We start from the raw sequence: 17,027 nt of genomic DNA on the forward strand, positions 1-17,027 counted from the left end.
AGCTCCCCTGGCTTGGTCAGAGCAGGCCGAGGGCGTGCAGCGGCCCTTGACCACTAATCAACTCGAGCAAAAAGGCTGAAAAACCAACCATGGCCAGACGGCCGTTCCAAACCTCTGAACTGTTGTTCCAACCCCATTCCCACTTCTCCTGGGGATAGAGCTTCACCTTGTTGGGCAGCTCCGCCGCCGCATCCAGACTGACCTCTGGGCCCTGCAGGCTGGTGGCCACGAGATCCGCCAATCCCTCGATGAAGGGGGCATAGGTGTCGAGAGCGCGCACCCGACGGAAATTCACCACACCGGCTTCGGTGGCCAACTCCCGGTATTCGATGTCGATTTCCTCAAGCGTTTCGATGTGTTCGCTGACGAAGCTGATCGGCACCACCACCAGATCGTTGGTCTTGGCTTGCCCCAATTCCTCAAGGGCCTCCTCGGTGTAGGGCTTAAGCCACTCCACCGGACCCACACGGCTTTGGTAGGCCAGGGTGAAGGGGTTCTCATGGCCCATCTGAACGGCCAACTCCTTCATGATCAAACCGGAGCAGGTTTCGATCTCCTTTTGATAGGGGTCACCCGCCTCTTCGACGTAGCTCTTCGGCACACCGTGGGCACTGAAGAAGACGTGGGCCTTCGTGGGGTCGTCGCTGTTGCGGACCTCGGCCGCGATCAGCTCGGCCATGGCCTTCACATAGCCCGGGTGGTCAAACCAGCTGCGGATGCAGCGAATCGGCAACTTCTCAAACGCCGGATCCGCCTGACGCAGGCGCTGCAGCTCACGGAAACTGGATCCACTGGTGCTAATCGAGAAATGGGGGTAGAGGGGGAGCACCACCACCTCATCCATGCCATCGGCCTTGATGTCCGCCACAGCGGATTCGGTGAACGGATGCCAGTAGCGCATGGCCACATAGCTGGTGGCATCAATGCCGCGCTGACGCAGCAAGCTCTGAAGTTCACGGGCCTGCTGCTCGGTGATGCGCCGCAGCGGTGATCCGCCACCGATGGAGCGATAAGCCTCCTGTGACTTGCCACTGCGCAGGGTGCTGATCAACCAAGCCAGCGGCTTCTGCAGCGCCGGACTGGGAAGCCGAATGATCTCCGGATCGGCGAACAGGTTGTAAAGAAACGGGCCAACGTCCTGGATACGCTCCGGGCCACCCAGGTTCAGCAGGACGACACCGACGCGAGACATACCGATCAGAACGGTTTTCGGGGGTTGAGCGTAGCCGCCACGGACGCGATCCTTGGTTCCAACGACACATTTATGGAGCTCAAAAGTGCGCTGGAGACCGCCAATGCGCAGCTGGCGGCACAGGGATCACGCCTGCGCATAGAGCAGCGGGGTCGGCGGCTGAACCTGCGCGGGTCTCTCCCGTTGCGTGGGGATCCGAGCCGGAACGGCCTGCAACGGATCAGCCTGGGGCTAATGGCCGATGCAGCCGGACTGAATCAGGCCCTCAGCACCGCTGCCCTGGTGCAATTGCAACTGGAGCAGCGCAGTTTTGATTGGACGCCCTGGTCGGCCTCCACCTCTGCAGCAACGGCCAGAGGACGTTCGATCGGGATCCAGGCCGCCATCAAAAGCTTTGAAGCAGCCTTTTTTGCCGACCCGCGCCGACGCCGTTCCCCGGCCAGCAGTCGCACCACCTGGACCAGTGCCTACTTGCCCTACCTCCGGCGACTAGCGCGTCAGTGCGGTGATCAGCCGCTGGAGCCAGCGCTGCTGATGCAGACGCTGACCAGTTACGAGGACGGCAGCCGCAGCCGGCAGCAATGCGCCACAGCCCTGGCCGCTCTGGCCAGGCACCTGGAGCTGCCCTTACCCGAGGACTGGCGCCAGGAAGCCGGCGGCTATGGCCTGCACCGGGCCCGGTTCCGCCAGCTGCCCACCGATCCACAGATCCTCGAGGCCGCAGGCCGCATCCCCAATTCACAGTGGCGCCTGGCCTTTGCCCTGATGGCCACCTACGGCCTGCGCAACCACGAGGTGTTCTTCTGCGATTGCTCCTCCCTGGCACCGGGCGGAGATCAGGTGCTGCGGGTGCTGCCCACCACCAAAACCGGTGAGCACCAGAGCTGGCCGTTCCACCCCGACTGGGTCGAGCACTTCGGGTTGCAGGAGCTGGCGGAGAACCCGGCCGCGCTGCCAGCCATTCAGACCGATCTGCGGCGCACCACCCTGCAGCAGGTGGGACGACGGGTGAGTGAGCAGTTCCGCCGCTACGACCTGCCGATCACCCCCTACGACCTGCGCCACGCCTGGGCGGTGCGCACCATCCATGTCGGCCTGCCGGACACCGTCGCCGCCAGGATGATGGGCCACTCGGTGACGATCCACACCCGCACTTATCACCACTGGATCACCCGGCGTGATCAGCAGCAGGCGGTGGATGCAGCCCTGGCCCGGCAACCGGCCTGACAACACCCTGTCTGCTTTTTTCACTTCAACGATGACCTCATTTCTGAGGCCGCTGGCCTACCGCTACCGCTGGATTTACGACACGGTCACGGCGGTGTCGTCGCTGAGTGTTGGCGGGGTGGAGCGCCTGCGGGGCCTCGGGCTCGAGGCGGTGCAGCACCATCTCAAGCCCGGCGCGGCGGTGCTGGATCTCTGCTGCGGCAGTGGCGAAGCAGCGGCCCCCTGGTTGGCGGCGGGCTATGCCGTGACGGGGCTCGATATCTCCCCCCGGGCCCTGGATTTGGCCGCCCAACGTCACCCCAACCTGAAACGGGTGGAAGGGCTGGCCGAAGATCCGCCCCTGGCCGATGCCAGCTTCAGCGCCATCCAGCTGAGCGTCGCCCTGCACGAATTCCCCCGCAGCGATCGGGAACGGGTGCTGCGCAGTGCCCTGCGGCTGCTGGAACCGGGCGGCTGGTTGGTGCTTGTGGATCTGCATCCGGCCGGACCTTGGCTGAAGCTTCCCCAGCAACTGTTTTGTGCTCTGTTTGAAACCGACACCGCCACCGCCATGCTGGAGGACAACCTCCCCACCGAGCTGGAGCAACTCGGGTTCAGCAGCGTGAGCCAGGAGCTGCTGGCGGGTCGGGCCCTGCAACGCATCACCGCCACTCGGCCTCGATAGAACCAACACCCCCTCTCCCCATGAGCACGAACGACCTCGATCAATCCGCCGCGGAACTGGGCATGGGGGGCAAGCTCGCCCCAGAAACCGACGATGCCGGTTACCGCAAACGGATGGAGCGGCGCCAGCAGGTGCAGAAGCAAAGGGTGGAGGAACGCAACAAGGAAAAGGGCCTGGTGCTGGTGTTCACCGGCCAGGGCAAGGGGAAAACCACCGCCGGGCTTGGGCTGGTGCTGCGCACGCTTGGCCATGGCGAGCGGGTGGCGATTGTTCAATTCATCAAGGGGGGCTGGGAGCCCGGCGAAGCACGGGCACTGCAGGCCTTCGGTGAGCAGGTGAGCTGGCATGCCCTGGGAGAAGGCTTCACCTGGGAAACCCAGAACCGAGAGCGGGATCAGCAACTGGTGGAGGCGGCCTGGCAGAAGGCCCTGGGCTATCTGCGCGATGCCAGCGTGAAATTGGTGCTGCTCGACGAGCTGAACGTGGCCTTGAAGCTGGGCTACATCGAGGCCGGTGCAGTGATCGCCGGATTGAACGAGCGACCGGAGCTCACCCACGTGGCGGTGACCGGCAGGGGTGCACCAGCCGAGCTTGTGGAGCGGGCCGATCTAGTAACGGAGATGACCCTGGTGCACCACCCTTTCCGCGAACAGGGGGTGAAGGCCCAGCCAGGCATCGAGTTTTAAGGGTTGAACCAGCCGGCCTCAGGCCGCTTCAGCCGCCTCGAGATCATCCTGAAGATGACGGGTGGCCGCGGTAAGCACCGAAAGCCCACTCACCAACAGAGCGCGATGCACCACCGGTTCACGCCAGCAGTCGGGATCCTGACTAGCCCGTTCCAGGGCTGAAAGCGTGAGACGGGCCATCACACCGCTTTGGGTGGCATCGGTCTCTGGCATCAAACAGCCGCGGTTTCCCCATCCAAGCGGCGATCAGAGGCTTGTGCCAGTGCTTGCTACTGTCGAAAGGATATGGACCGTAGATGACCTACACACGCGTCCTGCTGAAACTCAGCGGCGAAGCTCTGATGGGATCTCAGGGCTATGGCATCGATCCCGCCATTGTTCAGTCGATTGCCTCCGATGTGGCCAAGGTGGTGGCCAATGGCACCCAGCTGGCGATCGTCGTGGGCGGCGGCAACATCTTCCGCGGGCTGAAGGGGTCTGCAGCGGGCATGGAGAGAGCCACAGCTGACTACGTCGGCATGTTGGCCACGGTGATGAACGCCATCACCCTCCAGGACGGGCTCGAGAGAGCTGGTGTTCCCACCCGGGTGCAGACCGCCATCGCCATGCAGGAAGTGGCGGAGCCGTATATCCGTCGCAAGGCGATCCGGCATCTGGAGAAAAACCGGGTGGTGGTGTTCGGCGCCGGTTGCGGCAACCCGTTCTTCACCACCGACACCACCGCTGCCCTGCGGGCCGCCGAAATCAATGCCGATGTGGTGTTCAAAGCCACCAAGGTGGATGGGGTCTACGACAAAGACCCGGCCAAGCACGCCGACGCGGTGAAGCAAGCGCAGCTCAGCTATCAAGACGTGCTCAGCGGCGAGCTGGGCGTGATGGACAGCACCGCCATCGCCCTTTGCAAAGACAACAACATCCCGATTGTTGTCTTCAACCTGTTTGAACCTGGCAACATCGGCAGAGCCGTGGCCGGGGAACCGATCGGGTCCCGCATCGGCGACCCCTCCTAAACAACGCCAACCCAGTTCGCACGCCTCTTCCCTCAGCAACCATGTCGACCCAGGACCTCGAAGCCAGCATGCGCAAGTCGGTGGAGGCCACCCAGCGCAACTTCAACACGATCCGTACCGGCCGGGCCAATTCCTCCCTGCTGGATCGCATCAGCGTGGAGTACTACGGCGCTGACACACCGCTGAAGTCGCTGGCCACCCTTTCGACCCCGGACTCCCAGACCATCCAGATCCAACCGTTCGACATCAGCGCCCTGGCCTCGATCGAGAAGGCCATCGCGATGAGTGAGCTGGGCTTCACACCCAACAACGACGGCAAGATCATCCGCATCAACGTGCCGCCCCTCACCGAGGAGCGCCGCAAGGAGTTCTGCAAGCTGGCTTCGAAGTACGCCGAAGAAGGCAAGGTGGCCCTGCGCAACCTGCGCCGCGATGCGATCGACAAGATCAAGAAGCAGGAAAAAGAAGGGGAGTTCTCCGAAGACCAGAGCCGCGACGAACAAGACAGCATTCAGAAAACGCTCGACAAATTCATCGCCGAACTGGAACAACACCTGGCCACCAAGGAAGCCGACATCCTCAAGGTGTGAGCAACGAATCAGATCGGACCCACGACGTTCTGATCATCGGGTCCGGGGCCGCTGGCGGTGCAGCGGCCGTGCATCTTGCATCGGCGGGCCACGACGTTCTGATGCTTGAGCGCGACGCCGAGCCGCGAATCAAGCCCTGCGGTGGTGGCATGGCTGCCTCAGTTCAGCAGTGGTTCCCCTTTTCTTTGGAGCCCGCTGTGGAACAGGTGATCCGCCGCGTGGATTTCAGTTGGTGCCTGGAGGATCCGGTGGTGGCCGAATTGCCAGGGGATGCACCGTTCTGGATCGTGCGCCGCGAAACGCTCGATCAACTGCTCTCAGATCAGGCCATTCAGGCGGGGGCTGAACGCCTTACAGGCGTTGAAGCCAATGACATCCGGCGCCATAGAGACGTATGGCACGTCACGGCAACCGATGGACGCCATTGGCAGGGGCGGGCCGTGGTGATCGCCGACGGTTCGGGGTCCCCTTGGCCCCAACTGCTCGGCCTGGGAGCCAAACAGCCCCAGATGGCCACCACCATGTCGGTGCGACTCGAGGGTCAAGGCAAGCTCAGCGATGGCACCACCCGTTTTGAATTCGGCCTGGTGAAACAGGGCTTCGCCTGGGCCTTTCCACTCGCCGGTGGTGTGAACATCGGTGTGGGCAGCTTCATCGGCAAGCAGGACGCCGACCCGGAGCAGGTGCTGGCCCAGCTGTTGCCGGATCTGGGTTTCGCCGCCGATGCAGGCATCCGTCAGCGCGGCCAACTGCGGGTTTGGAACGGCCATCACCGTCTTGATGGCGACGGCATTGTGGTGGTGGGCGATGCGGCATCGCTGTGCGACCCCTTTCTGGCGGAAGGGCTGCGCCCCGCCCTGATGAGTGGCTGCGAAGCGGCCCGACATCTAAGCCCATGGCTCAAGGGCGACAGCAAGGATCTACGGGGCTACAGCCGCAGCATGCGGGAGCGCTGGGGTGAGTCGATGGCCTGGGGCCGGCGCATTGCCCAGGTGTTTTACCGCTTCCCCGGTGTGGGGTATCAGCTGGGGATCAAGCGGCCCACCGCACCACGGCGAATTGCTCAGATTCTCTCCGGGGAGATGGGCTATGGCGACATCGCCCAACGGGTGATCAAGCGGCTGCTGCTGCAGCGCAACTAAAGACCGAGGCTGAGCTGCTGGCTGCCGTTGTCGGGCTGCTGTGGTTTGCGCCGGCGGCGGCGAGCCGTTGTTGGCTTCAACCCCGCCTTGCGGGAGCCATGCTTGCGCTGAATCGCATCGGCATGGCGATCAAAACCGGCCGATCGGCGAATCTCCCAGATGCGATCTTTGGCATCCTGCATCGATACGGTGACATCAACGATCGGTGCTGGCATGCCACCACCCAGCATCCAGGGCGCATGGATGTGAATGGTGGGTACATCCTTGAGTTCAGGGCACCACTGACGGATGAACAGCCCCTGGGGGTCGTGGTCCATGCCCTGCTTGATCGGGTTGTAAATCCGAATCGTGTTGATCGAGGTGCTGCCCGATTGCATCTGGCACTGGCTCCAGTGAATCCCCGGTTCGTAATCCACAAACTGACGGGCCAGATGCAGGCCACTGTCTCTCCAGGGAAGCCAGAGGTTGTAGCTGGCGAAGGACATCAACATCGCCCGCATGCGGAAGTTGATCCAGCCATGGGCCCGCAAGGCGCGCATGCAGGCATCCACAAAGGGGACGCCAGTGCGACCTTCGCTCCAGGCCGTCAAGCGCTCGACGTCGGCTGCGCGAATGCCGCGCATGAACGGGTGGAAATCGCTGAATTCAATCGCCGGCTGATCCTCCAGCTTCTGAATGAAATGGCAGTGCCAGTGCAGCCGTGATTCAAAGCTGCTGACGCCGCGGCCGCTGTGGGTGCGGCTGGTCTGCAGCACTTCTCGCATCGAGAGACAACCCCAGGTGAGATAAGCCGAAAGGCGCGAACAACCGGTGAACGCCGTGTTGGGGCTCGACATCGACCGTTGATAGCGCGGGGCGCGGTGCTGCAAAAAGTCGTTCAGCTCCTGCACGCCGATCGAACGCCCTCCGATCTGACGCTGCGGACATGCATCCGAGAGAAGGTCTGAACAGGGGCGCTCCGGGATCACGCCGGGATCAATGCCCTCCAGCGATTGCAGTGCGGCCGGCTCGGGTGTGATGGGCTCCGTCATCTGAACCTCCCAGCGTTTGGCCCAGCCATTGCGGCTGCGCATCCGGCGCATTACCCCGAACTGCGGGAATTCCGTCCAGGCGATGCCGTGCTGACGAGCCCAGGCCCCAACGCGTTTATCGCGCTGGTACGTCCAGCCATTGCCGGTTTCCTCATGGCTCCACAGCCCATCGATGCCGAACTGACGCCGGGCCCGTTCCAGCACCTGCACCACATCCCCAGCGCGCACGACCAAAGGTTGGCCCCGATCCGCTAAGGCCTGGCGCAACTCCAACAGCGACTCCCGGCAAAACATCCACTGCCGCTGGGAGGCATCGGGCTGCCGCCACAACTCCGGCTCCACCACGTAGAGCGGCAGCACCAAACCCCGCTCCACAGCAGCCGCCAAGGGCCGGTGATCAACGATGCGCAGATCACGCTTGAACCAGACGATCTGCAGCGCTGCCATTCACTGCAATGGAAGGAACTCGGTTCTAGTGGATCCGGAGCTCCAGCCAAGCTTCAATCCACTGCCATTTCCACGACATCGGCAAAGCGAGTTTTCACCGTGTTGCGGAAACCCACCACATCCAAACGGCGCGTCATCAATGCGGCCCCCAGGAAACAAACCATCTGCAGGCCGAACACGCCGCCATAGGCAGCAAACAAATCACCACCGTTCCCGGCTTTGAGCAAGGTGAGCAGCCCGCCTCCACTGATGGTGGCCAGGCCGCAGGAATAGGCATAGCCCGCCCCCCCAAACACCAAGCAGAAAGCCGGTGCGTCCGGGCTGCACAAAGCTGAACATCAAGGTGAGGCAGGCATTCATGCACACCCCCAGTGAAAGGCCAAACAAACCAACGGCTGTCCGCAACAGGGGGATGGACTGGCCAGAACCGGCCCAAAGCATCAACAGCAAAGCCAAAGCAGCCAGCACCGCCGGGACCTGAATGTCTTGAATCAACAGACGATTCAGCAGTCCCAGGATCAGGACTCCGAGAATCCCCAGGCTGAGCTGGAACAGCCCCAAACGCAGACCAAGAGTCAGCGTGCCCAAGGCAGAATTTCAAATATCCGAGTCAATTATCACTGGATATCAAAAAAATCGATCGTGATTTGTTCGCGCAGGTTGCCGCTGAGGCCCGGCAGCATCCCCGCCTGCGCCTGAACCACAATTTCCATAGGGAGCAGGATTCGGTTCAGCGCTTCCTCAACGTGCTGCAGCCCGGCACCTATGTGCGACCCCACCGCCACCGGCGCAACGGTTCCGGCGCAGGTTTCGAATGTTTCCTGGTGCTGCAAGGCGCCATCGCTCTGCTGCTGTTCAACAGTGAAGGTGAGATGCAGCAGCAGCTCCATCTCAGCGCCAAGGTGCCCACTCACGGCATTGAGGTTGCAGAAGATCAGTTCCACACCATGGTGGCCCTGGAGGCCGACAGCATGATTTTCGAACTGAAACAGGGGCCCTACCAACCCTCTCAAGACAAGGACTTCCTCAACGGCTTCCCTCAGGAGGGCACAACGGAGGCGGCTAGGCAGGAGTCGCAGTGGCGCAACCTTCTTTGAGGATCAGGCCTGACGTGAGGCTTCACGGGAGCGCTGCTTCTCATCCAGCAGTTCCCCTTCCAGTTGCTCGATCAAACGACTCACCAACGCCTGAAATTCCGGCTGGCAACCACGAAACGCCGCTTTGTGACGGATTGGCTCGTTGCGCATGCGCAGATCCGTGAGCATCAGCTGCAGCGAATCGATCCGGGCGTTGGAAGTCATGAACTGCGTCGGCGTTCCAAAAGGAGGTTATGACGCAGCTGCTTCAAAGCTCCAACTCCCGCAGCAGACTGTTTTGCGTCTCCCGGCCGAGGACGCCATGGGCCGCCATGGCACCACTCGCCGCAACGGGTGGAATGCCGATCCCGGGAAAGGTGCTGGCACCACAAAGCCAGAAATTGGCCAGGGGCGTCGTCACGCCCGGGAAGAGACCTTCCGCTGCTGAAAGGGCAGGGCCATAGCTGCCCTGATGAACATTGAGGAAATGGCTGTGGGTCAGCGGCGTTCCCTCCATGATCAGCTCACAGCGGTCGCGGATGTCGGGAATACGGTGTTCCAGCACCCGCCAGAACACAGCACATCGCTCCTGTTTCCTCTGCTGATAGGCCGCACTATCGCGCTCCAGATCAGCCCAGAGCTCCCAGGGTTCGCTGGCCGGTGTGTAGGCATGCAGCACATGGCGACCGGCCGGCGCCATCGAGGAATCCAACACCGACGGAATCGACAACACCACGGCATTGCGCTCGGCGTCGATCCCACGCTCCCAGTCATCCACCCAGACGGTGTGGATCGGCAGATTCTCCAGCCCCGTGGCATCAAAGCCCAGATGCAGATGCAGGAAGCCGTTGCAAGCCGGCGTGGCCTGGCGCTGACGCTGCCACTTCGGCGCCACGGACTCCGGCAGCAGAGCAAGGGTGGACCAGATGTCGGCATTGCAGATCACTTGCCGTGCCGCAATCTGCGTTCCATCGGCCAACGTCACACCCACCACACGATCCCCCTCCACCCGCAGCTGCTGCACCGCCTTGCCGGTGTGCAGGCTGCCGCCGTGAGCTTTCAAGCCACGCACCAGGGCCTCAACCACCGCTGCACTGCCGCCAACGGGATAGTCGAGATGGGCATCCGGCTCAAACCACTCGCCGAACAGCGTGGCCATGGCTGCGGCGTTGGTGTCTCCCATCGGCATGCCGCTGATCAGGAAGGAGAGCAGATCCACCCAATGGCGCAGGAAAGGATCGCTGAGGTGACGATCCACCAGGGGCCCAAAAGAACCGGAGAGGTGACGCATCGCCGCAAGATGCGGCAACAGACGTCCACCGCGCTTCAGCAGTTGCGCCATGCCATCCACCCCAGGCCGCAGGGCCAGCAAGGGCAAAGCATCAGCAGCGGCGGCAATCGGCTGAAGCGCCTCCACAAAACGCCGCCATTCGGCGGCCACTTCGGGGCCGCGCAGGCTGCGCACCACAGCCTCAAAGTCGTCGTGCCCAACGGCGATGCGCAGATCCCCTTCCGGCAACAGGACATCCCAGCTGCGATATGGAATCACCTCCACGGTCTGGCCCAGCGCGCGCAACACCTGGGCCAGGGGATTGCTGCTGGGCCAACGCCCAAGACCACTCCAGAGGGATGGACCGGATTCGAAGTGATACCCCTGGCGTTGAAAGCCATGGGCGGCTCCACCGGGTTGGTGGTGGGCTTCCAGCACCAACACCTCCCGGCCGGCGCGGGCACACAAACCTGCGGAACAGAGCCCACCGATGCCGCTGCCGATCACCAGAACGTCGACGTCGCTTCTGATCATCCGCTCAGCATCCGCGTCATCATTGTGGTCATTGGCGCAAGACGATGCGCACTCGACTGCTGCTTCCCCTGCTGCTCCTGGCCTTGGCCTGGGGGCAGGAGCTGATCGACCAACTGCTGTTTGCGGGGCAGTGGAACCTGCCGATGGGGCCGGATCAACCGTGGTGGGGGGTGATCACAGCGCCATTCAGCCATGCCGGCGTCGGCCACCTGATCTCCAACAGCCTGGCGTTTCTGCCCCTGAGCTGGCTGGTGCTCAGCCGGGGGATGCGCGATTACCTGAGCGTCTGGCTGTCGGTGCTGCTGATCAACATTCCGGTGGCCCTGTTCTGGCCCGCCCGCAGCCATGGACTCTCGGGCGTGGTGTATGGGCTGCTGGGCTATCTGCTGCTGATCGGCTGGCTGGAACGCCGCATCCTCTCCATCGCTCTGGGCCTGGTGGCGTTCTGGCTCTACGGATCAGCCCTGATCGCCTTGATCCCTGGTGTCTCACCCGCCGGCGTCAGCTGGATCGGCCACAGCGCAGGGTTCATTGGCGGCTTGGTGGCGGCTCTTGCGGTGTATCGCGAGCCCACCGCCAATTGAAGACAGCCAGTTGAAGACAGCTGATTGAACACCTCCAGCTGAGCTCAGCCCTGGGCCAAAACCTCATCGAGAAACGCCAAGGGGCGCTCCATGGTTGCGGAGTAACCGAGCAGGCTTTGATCGCGGTGGCAATAGATCACGCTGTCATCGGCGTCGAGCAGCACGGTGGCGCCGCGCTGGGTGATGTAGTCGTCACAGGGCACGTAGGTGCGCCAGTTGCGGAGCACTTCATTCATGTTGCGCAAACGCTTGGTGGCGAGCTCAAACGGTCGCTGGAACCCAGCACCACCGGCCTGGCGGAACAGAGCCCCCCGGAAGCGCGGCAGAGGAAAGGCTTCAACCCACTCTTCATCGTCGAAGATCTGGGCCGCCGAGCGATCTCCGGTGTAACCGCGCAGCACCTCGCGCAGGGTGCCCGGCGAGCCCACGCCGGCGCACATCAGCAGAAAACCAGGCCAGGGCCCACCGGGGAGCTTGAGGCCGGCCTCCAACCCCAGGGCCTGATGCAACTGGGGTGATGGATCAGCGATCAGCTGCTGGAGGGGAAAGCCGGTGAAGGCCGCGAAGCGTTCGGCACTGGCGGCGTTGCCGATGCCGAACAGCTGAACCTTGACCCCAAGCGCCGCCAACTGGGGAAGCCTTGGCACCAGCGCCTGGGCGTATTCGATCGAATCGAAATCCCCCAGCTGGCCCTGCACAACAACGAGACGCTTGCAGCCGCTCTCCATGCCGGCAACTCCGGCCAGCCGTTGCAGCAGTGGGTCGAGTGGGATCATCCCGACAGGCTGACATTTCGCCTCCAAGAACGTGGATGGTGCTTTTGCGCACCGCCTGAGAGACTCAAATCAAAGGTAGGAAGCAGGTGGGCAAGAAATCTGGCTTCACAAGTGCTGAGATCGAAGAGATCAAGCGTCTGTATCTGCAGGAAGGGCGATCGATCCTCCAGATCCCCAAGATCCTGGGCAAAGGCAGCGAAAACTCCGTGCGCAATGCCCTGCACAAGGCACGGGTCAAGCATGCGCCGGAGGAACGCACCAAGCTGGAGCGATTCAAACCCGATCAAGTTTTTGGCAACGTCACCCTTTTAAAGCGACTCAAAAAAGCGAAAAAACTGAAGTTCCATGCCCGCTGCTCCTGTGGCTACGAATTTGACGTGGACCCATTCCGGCTAACGCTGCCGGAACACCACAAAGACAGAATTGCTGCATGCCAACGCTGCAGCAAAGCGCAAACAGAGGAGCGCTCCAAGCCTGAAGCCTGAGAGATTCAATCAAAACAAGTTCAACAGCGCACACAAAACCAACAAATATTTCAACGGCTTCACATTAATAAACACAAAATCCCACAAGTCGAATCAACCCTTTCTCCTGCCAGGACAGGGGTTAAGAGCAGAACTTGTATCAAGCTGACGCAGCCTTAACAATGGCTAAAGAGCAAGGTATCAAGCGGAACCTTGCTGCATTCGGGCAAGAACGTAGAACTCAAAAAGTTTTTACTCATCCCTATTCACGCCATGGAACTCACTTTCTTGGGCAACAAATATGCAAAGACAGAAGCAGTATCCACGAGGCCAACAATCCAACTGAAATACATGGGCAAAAGCTATCGGGCTGAGCAAATCAAATCCGTTCGCAATTGCGTTGCTCTGACCTACCGCGGCGTCTCCTACTCCAAAGTCTGAAGAGGCCTTGGGGCAGGGCACTAAGAACGCAGCCGACGTGACGGCATAACGCTGCGGGATCGGCACAATGGCGCGATGAGACTTCTGATCACAGTCCTGATCGCGTCCAGTGCTTTGGCCTGGCCGGCAAAGAGTGCGGAACCGATCCCCCTCGTGGTGGTTCCCTTCGATGCCGCATGGGGGTCGCGACGTCTTCCCGTTCAGCCCGCAGGGTTGTTGCCGCCACCTCCAATCCCTGGTCCGACTCCAGCCAGCGAAGCCAACGCTGCACCAAGGCCGCAACGCCAACGCTGGTGCCGGGGTGGCTGTTGAACGGGACTAGCTGCTGAGCGCGGCGGCTGTTGAACACAGGACGGCTTTCACCTGGAAGCGTTCTGTGTAAACCGAAAGGAGAACCCCCTTCGGGCCCTAACGATGCGAAACGCGGCGCTGTTGATGGCCAGCCTCCTTCTGGGATCCATGGCTCTTGCCGGTGGCAAGCGGGCCACAGCCCAAGGGCCGTCCGAGCAGTTCGCCACCGCTGAGGCGATGCGGGTGATCCCGAAGGGGGCAACGATCACCAACACCACTTGCAAGAGCATTGATGTGGGAGCCAGCAGCCGCTATCAGTGCAGCATCACCTACAGCCCCTGAGCTGATCGATGAAAGGCTGGCGTGCTGCGTGTTGGAGCCTGATCCTGTTGGGTATCCCGGCTGCGGGGCGCGCCGAATTTGATCAGTGTCGCTTGATCGATCAGGTGCTGAATCGCCTGGGCAACGCCATGGCCATCAACCGTTTGATCATTGCGGAAGGCAAGGACAGCACGGCTGTCGCTGCGGCGAGTGATGCTCTTGCCGAACAGAACGAGAGCTACCGGCGCACCAAACGCCAACGCGCCAAAGCCGGCTGCGATGGCTGGCAACGGGACTGACTGGCTGACGGGCTGTTGTCTGACTGACTCACTGACTCACTGACTCACTGACTCACGCCAGGCAAGCTGGTGAAGCGCTGATCGAGAGACCTTGGCCGTCACCGTCTGCCAGAACTGCGGAAGCCGCCGGTTTCGTGCCGACCGATCCATGGCCGGGCGGCTGGTCTGTCAGAACTGCGGCCTTGCGGCCGGCAGCCGAGCTGCGCGGTCCACACCGCACAGCAGGCGGCGCAGCAACGCAAAACGCTGGCTGGTGGTCCTGCTGATCGCGGTGATCGTGCTGGTGGTGGTCACGTCGTGAGCAACTGCACCACCTCAGCGGTGTTCGCCGACAAAGGCTTGGCGGCCAGCTGGTCGATGGCCTGACGCATGACTGTTTGACGCTCGGGGCCGTAACTGCCGCAGCGACTGAACACCTTGGCCATCCGTGATGCGGTGATCGGATTGCGGGAGTCGACCGCTGCGATCTGCTCCGCCATGAACCGGTAGCCACTGCCATCGATGGCATGAAACGCCTGAACATTGGCGGTGAATCCACCGAGAACAGCGCGAAGGGAATTGGGCGCCAGGGGATCGAAGCGCGGGTGCTCCAGCAGCTGCTGAACCCGCTCCAACGCGTTGGTCCTGGGGGCCGATGCCTCCATCGCGAACCAGGCATCCAGGATCACGGGCTTGTCTTGCCAACGCTCGTAGAACAGCGCCATCGCCTGCTCACGCGCAGCGCTGTCCTGCGGCAGCAAGGCCCGCAGGGCTCCCCGCGCCAGGGTCATCGAGGGGCCGGAAACAGCAGCCAATGCCTCCGCTTGAACCGTGGCATCACCAGCCGCGGCAAGCCAGCGCCAGGCCAAGGCGGTCAGGGCCCGGCCGCCCTGGCCCGCCGGCCAAGCCAGGCTCCAGTCAGCCCGGGCCAGCTCCAGAAGGCGACGCAGGGACGACTGCAATTGAACGCCCATCTCCTGGGTCCACGCCCGGAAGGCTTGATCCAGCGCCAGCGGATCCACCGGGGATTGCAACGCCTCCAATTCCGCCATGCCCGGCAGCGCCAGCAGCGCCGCCAGATCCATGCCATCACCACCGTCGTAGGCACAGATCCGCTGATCGAGGGCCTGAATCAGCGCCGCTTCCACGGCAGGCTTCGGCTGGTTTTCAGCCCGCGCCAACAGCACCTGGCGTGCCAGGCGCTGGGCCGCATCCCAGCGGCAGAACGGGTCATCATCGGAAGCCAACAGCTGCAAGCACTCCTCCAGCGGCTGCTCCAAACGCACCTGCACCGGGGCCGAGAAGCGGCGCAGCACCGAAAGGGCAGGGGGGGTGTCGCCAGGCTGGCCCTGCAGGGTGATGCTGGCGCGCTCAGCCTCCATCACCAGGAGCTGCTCCTCACCAACACGGCCTTGCTCCCCCACCAGGGCCATGGCAACCGGCAGCACCAGGGGCTGTTTGTCCGGCTGCCCCGGCGTCGGAGTCGTCGCCTGGTGCAAGTCCACCGTGAGCTCACCCGATTCGGGATTCCACTGCCGATCAATGCTGAGTTCCGGAGTTCCTGCCTGGTGGTACCAGCGCTTGAAGCGTTCCAAATCAAAGCCCAGCGGCTCGCCCTGGCTGGTGGCGCCATCGGCGATCGCCTGAACGAAGTCTTCCGTCGTGGCGGCTGTGCCGTCGAAGCGTTGCACGTACACCTCCATACCCCTCATGAACCGCTCGGATCCCAGCAGGGTGCGCAGCATGCGGATCAATTCCGCACCTTTTTCGTAGATGGTTGTTGTGTAGAAGTTATCGATCGCCTGGTATTCCGCTGGCTTCACTGGGTGGGCCGTTGGACCAGCATCCTCACGGAATTGGGTGTTGCGCAACATCGCCACATCCTCAATGCGCTTCACCGCCTCTGAGTGCAGATCCGCGGTGAAGCACTGATCACGGAACACCGTCAGGCCTTCTTTGAGCGACAGCTGGAACCAATCCCGGCAGGTGATTCGATTTCCACTCCAGTTGTGAAAGTATTCATGGGCAATCACACTTTCGATGCGCTCAAGTTCTGCATCGGTGGCCGTTTCCGCATCAGCCAGAACAAGCTTTGAGTTGAAAATATTCAGACTCTTGTTTTCCATCGCGCCCATGTTGAAGTGACGGACGGCAACGATGTTGTATTCATCCAGGTCGTATTCAAGGTTGTAAACCGATTCATCCCATTGCATGGATCGTTTCAACGAAGCCATGGCATGGGCCGTGAAGGGTTCATCCCCCTCCTCCACATGCAAGCGCAGGGTGACCTGCCGGCCCGACGCCGTTGTGTAGTGATCACGAATCTCCCTGAGGTCTCCGGCCACCAGGGCGAACAGATAGGAGGGCTTGGGGAAGGGGTCATCCCACGTAACCGCATGACGATCAGCGCCGACGGATTCCTCCTGAACCGCATTGCCATTGCTCAACAGCACAGGGCAGCTGCTGCGGCTGGCCTCAATCCGCACCTGCCAGCGGCTCAGCACATCCGGACGATCGGGGTGCAGGCTGATGCGCCGGAATCCCTCGGCCTCGCACTGGGTGCTCAGCAGACCACCACTGGCGTACAGGCCTTCGAGCGAACTGTTGGAGTAGGGATCCAGACGGCAACGGGTTTCCAGCACAAACGGCTGGCCCGGGACGTTGGGGATGGTGAGTCGTCCGTCGGCAAAGCTGTATTCCTCTGGCGACAACGGCGCCTGGTCGATCACCAGGGATTCGATCGCCAGATCAACGCCGCGCAGCACCAAGGGCTCTCCAGGCCGACGCGGTTCAAGGCTGAGCCTGGAGGCAACGACGACATAATCGTCCTGGATGTTCACGTCCAGGGCGATGGAAGGGAGTTCAAAGGCCCACGGCGTGTAGTCCGCCAGACGAATCGAAGCAGCTGCAGTCATGGCCGAACCACGCGAGGACCGAACGATCCTGACGGACGACGCTCAAAACCGGGACGTTTCAGCCAAGCTTCCGACCATCAAGCAAGCA

The 17,027-nt window shown here is 62.2% G+C and carries 23 protein-coding genes; 14 read left to right on the plus strand and 9 right to left on the minus strand.

From position 1 onward, the window contains the following. Positions 1-16: 16 nt before the first annotated feature. Entirely contained in the window at positions 17-1,192 is a 1,176-nt protein-coding gene (hemH, locus tag SynTAK9802_RS08815) for a ferrochelatase (RefSeq protein WP_186495790.1), read from the minus strand. 72 nt (positions 1,193-1,264) lie between these two features. On the opposite strand from hemH, the gene SynTAK9802_RS08820 reads away from it, so the two are divergent. Genes SynTAK9802_RS08820 through cobO form a run of 3 tightly spaced genes read left to right on the plus strand, consistent with a single transcriptional unit; the run spans position 1,265 to position 3,769 of the window. Beyond that, positions 1,265-2,419, plus strand: coding sequence for a site-specific integrase (locus SynTAK9802_RS08820; protein WP_186498152.1), 1,155 nt, complete (start codon positions 1,265-1,267; stop codon positions 2,417-2,419). A 31-nt stretch (positions 2,420-2,450) separates the two neighbouring features. Next, a complete protein-coding gene (locus tag SynTAK9802_RS08825) occupies positions 2,451-3,083 on the plus strand; it encodes a class I SAM-dependent methyltransferase (RefSeq protein WP_186495791.1) in 633 nt (210 codons plus the stop codon). A 20-nt stretch (positions 3,084-3,103) separates the two neighbouring features. Next, on the plus strand, positions 3,104-3,769 hold the full coding sequence (gene cobO / locus SynTAK9802_RS08830; protein ID WP_186495792.1) for a cob(I)yrinic acid a,c-diamide adenosyltransferase: 666 nt from the start codon (positions 3,104-3,106) through the stop codon (positions 3,767-3,769). An 18-nt stretch (positions 3,770-3,787) separates the two neighbouring features. Here the strand turns inward: cobO and SynTAK9802_RS08835 are convergent, their stop codons facing one another. Beyond that, complete coding sequence (locus tag SynTAK9802_RS08835) at positions 3,788-3,982, minus strand: hypothetical protein (protein ID WP_114988539.1); 195 nt, start codon at positions 3,980-3,982, stop codon at positions 3,788-3,790. 83 nt (positions 3,983-4,065) lie between these two features. Between SynTAK9802_RS08835 and pyrH the strand changes: the two genes are divergently transcribed. Genes pyrH through SynTAK9802_RS08850 form a run of 3 tightly spaced genes read left to right on the plus strand, consistent with a single transcriptional unit; the run spans position 4,066 to position 6,511 of the window. Beyond that, a complete protein-coding gene (gene pyrH, locus SynTAK9802_RS08840) occupies positions 4,066-4,779 on the plus strand; it encodes a UMP kinase (protein ID WP_186495793.1) in 714 nt (237 codons plus the stop codon). A 41-nt stretch (positions 4,780-4,820) separates the two neighbouring features. Continuing rightward, positions 4,821-5,369, plus strand: a complete 549-nt coding sequence (gene frr / locus SynTAK9802_RS08845; protein ID WP_115132871.1) for a ribosome recycling factor — start codon at positions 4,821-4,823, stop codon at positions 5,367-5,369. Next, positions 5,366-6,511 (plus strand): NAD(P)/FAD-dependent oxidoreductase, encoded by a 1,146-nt coding sequence (locus SynTAK9802_RS08850; protein WP_186495794.1) that lies wholly within the window; start codon positions 5,366-5,368, stop codon positions 6,509-6,511. Before frr ends, SynTAK9802_RS08850 begins: the two co-directional genes overlap by 4 nt. Here SynTAK9802_RS08850 and SynTAK9802_RS08855 read toward each other — a convergent pair. Genes SynTAK9802_RS08855 through SynTAK9802_RS08865 form a run of 3 tightly spaced genes read right to left on the minus strand, consistent with a single transcriptional unit; the run spans position 6,508 to position 8,577 of the window. Continuing rightward, a complete protein-coding gene (locus SynTAK9802_RS08855) occupies positions 6,508-7,989 on the minus strand; it encodes a deoxyribodipyrimidine photo-lyase (RefSeq protein WP_186495795.1) in 1,482 nt (493 codons plus the stop codon). The genes SynTAK9802_RS08850 and SynTAK9802_RS08855 overlap by 4 nt on opposite strands. A gap of 53 nt (positions 7,990-8,042) precedes the next feature. Next, positions 8,043-8,216 (minus strand): hypothetical protein, encoded by a 174-nt coding sequence (locus SynTAK9802_RS08860; protein ID WP_186495796.1) that lies wholly within the window; start codon positions 8,214-8,216, stop codon positions 8,043-8,045. Next, positions 8,191-8,577: a PucC family protein gene (locus SynTAK9802_RS08865; protein WP_186495797.1), complete on the minus strand. Its 387-nt coding sequence runs from the start codon at positions 8,575-8,577 to the stop codon at positions 8,191-8,193. The genes SynTAK9802_RS08860 and SynTAK9802_RS08865 overlap by 26 nt, the downstream gene beginning before the upstream one ends. Before the next feature lie 59 nt (positions 8,578-8,636). On the opposite strand from SynTAK9802_RS08865, the gene SynTAK9802_RS08870 reads away from it, so the two are divergent. Then, positions 8,637-9,086, plus strand: a complete 450-nt coding sequence (locus SynTAK9802_RS08870) for a WbuC family cupin fold metalloprotein (RefSeq protein ID WP_370586353.1) — start codon at positions 8,637-8,639, stop codon at positions 9,084-9,086. 3 nt (positions 9,087-9,089) lie between these two features. On the opposite strand, the gene SynTAK9802_RS08875 is transcribed toward SynTAK9802_RS08870, so the two are convergent. Both SynTAK9802_RS08875 and SynTAK9802_RS08880 read right to left on the minus strand, forming a co-directional pair. After that, positions 9,090-9,290, minus strand: a complete 201-nt coding sequence (locus SynTAK9802_RS08875) for a hypothetical protein (protein WP_114988545.1) — start codon at positions 9,288-9,290, stop codon at positions 9,090-9,092. Positions 9,291-9,333: 43 nt separating this feature from the next. After that, positions 9,334-10,869 (minus strand): NAD(P)/FAD-dependent oxidoreductase, encoded by a 1,536-nt coding sequence (locus SynTAK9802_RS08880; protein ID WP_186495798.1) that lies wholly within the window; start codon positions 10,867-10,869, stop codon positions 9,334-9,336. Positions 10,870-10,913: 44 nt separating this feature from the next. Between SynTAK9802_RS08880 and SynTAK9802_RS08885 the strand changes: the two genes are divergently transcribed. Then, positions 10,914-11,453 carry a rhomboid family intramembrane serine protease gene (locus tag SynTAK9802_RS08885; protein ID WP_186495799.1) on the plus strand — a complete coding sequence of 180 codons (540 nt, stop codon included), beginning with the start codon at positions 10,914-10,916 and terminating at the stop codon, positions 11,451-11,453. 44 nt (positions 11,454-11,497) lie between these two features. On the opposite strand, the gene SynTAK9802_RS08890 is transcribed toward SynTAK9802_RS08885, so the two are convergent. Next, complete coding sequence (locus tag SynTAK9802_RS08890) at positions 11,498-12,229, minus strand: peroxiredoxin-like family protein (protein ID WP_186495800.1); 732 nt, start codon at positions 12,227-12,229, stop codon at positions 11,498-11,500. A gap of 86 nt (positions 12,230-12,315) precedes the next feature. Here SynTAK9802_RS08890 and SynTAK9802_RS08895 point away from each other — a divergent pair, with 86 nt between their 5' ends. The 6 genes from SynTAK9802_RS08895 (at position 12,316) to SynTAK9802_RS08920 (ending at position 14,346) form a co-directional block, all read left to right on the plus strand. After that, positions 12,316-12,714: a hypothetical protein gene (locus SynTAK9802_RS08895; RefSeq protein ID WP_115132878.1), complete on the plus strand. Its 399-nt coding sequence runs from the start codon at positions 12,316-12,318 to the stop codon at positions 12,712-12,714. Positions 12,715-12,966: 252 nt separating this feature from the next. Beyond that, on the plus strand, positions 12,967-13,134 hold the full coding sequence (locus SynTAK9802_RS12795; RefSeq protein ID WP_370586393.1) for a DUF4278 domain-containing protein: 168 nt from the start codon (positions 12,967-12,969) through the stop codon (positions 13,132-13,134). A 75-nt stretch (positions 13,135-13,209) separates the two neighbouring features. Beyond that, entirely contained in the window at positions 13,210-13,446 is a 237-nt protein-coding gene (locus SynTAK9802_RS08905; protein ID WP_186495802.1) for a hypothetical protein, read from the plus strand. A 123-nt stretch (positions 13,447-13,569) separates the two neighbouring features. Beyond that, positions 13,570-13,767: a hypothetical protein gene (locus SynTAK9802_RS08910; protein ID WP_255487737.1), complete on the plus strand. Its 198-nt coding sequence runs from the start codon at positions 13,570-13,572 to the stop codon at positions 13,765-13,767. A gap of 8 nt (positions 13,768-13,775) precedes the next feature. Further along, complete coding sequence (locus tag SynTAK9802_RS08915; RefSeq protein ID WP_186495804.1) at positions 13,776-14,045, plus strand: hypothetical protein; 270 nt, start codon at positions 13,776-13,778, stop codon at positions 14,043-14,045. Positions 14,046-14,136: 91 nt separating this feature from the next. After that, positions 14,137-14,346, plus strand: a complete 210-nt coding sequence (locus tag SynTAK9802_RS08920; RefSeq protein WP_186495805.1) for a transcriptional regulator — start codon at positions 14,137-14,139, stop codon at positions 14,344-14,346. Here the strand turns inward: SynTAK9802_RS08920 and pepN are convergent. Further along, positions 14,336-16,939: an aminopeptidase N gene (pepN, locus tag SynTAK9802_RS08925; RefSeq protein ID WP_186495806.1), complete on the minus strand. Its 2,604-nt coding sequence runs from the start codon at positions 16,937-16,939 to the stop codon at positions 14,336-14,338. The two genes, SynTAK9802_RS08920 and pepN, sit on opposite strands and share 11 nt — an antisense overlap. Positions 16,940-17,027 lie beyond the last annotated feature (88 nt).

It is taken from the genome of Synechococcus sp. TAK9802, assembly GCF_014279535.1.
Taxonomy (GTDB): Bacteria; Cyanobacteriota; Cyanobacteriia; order PCC-6307; family Cyanobiaceae; genus Parasynechococcus.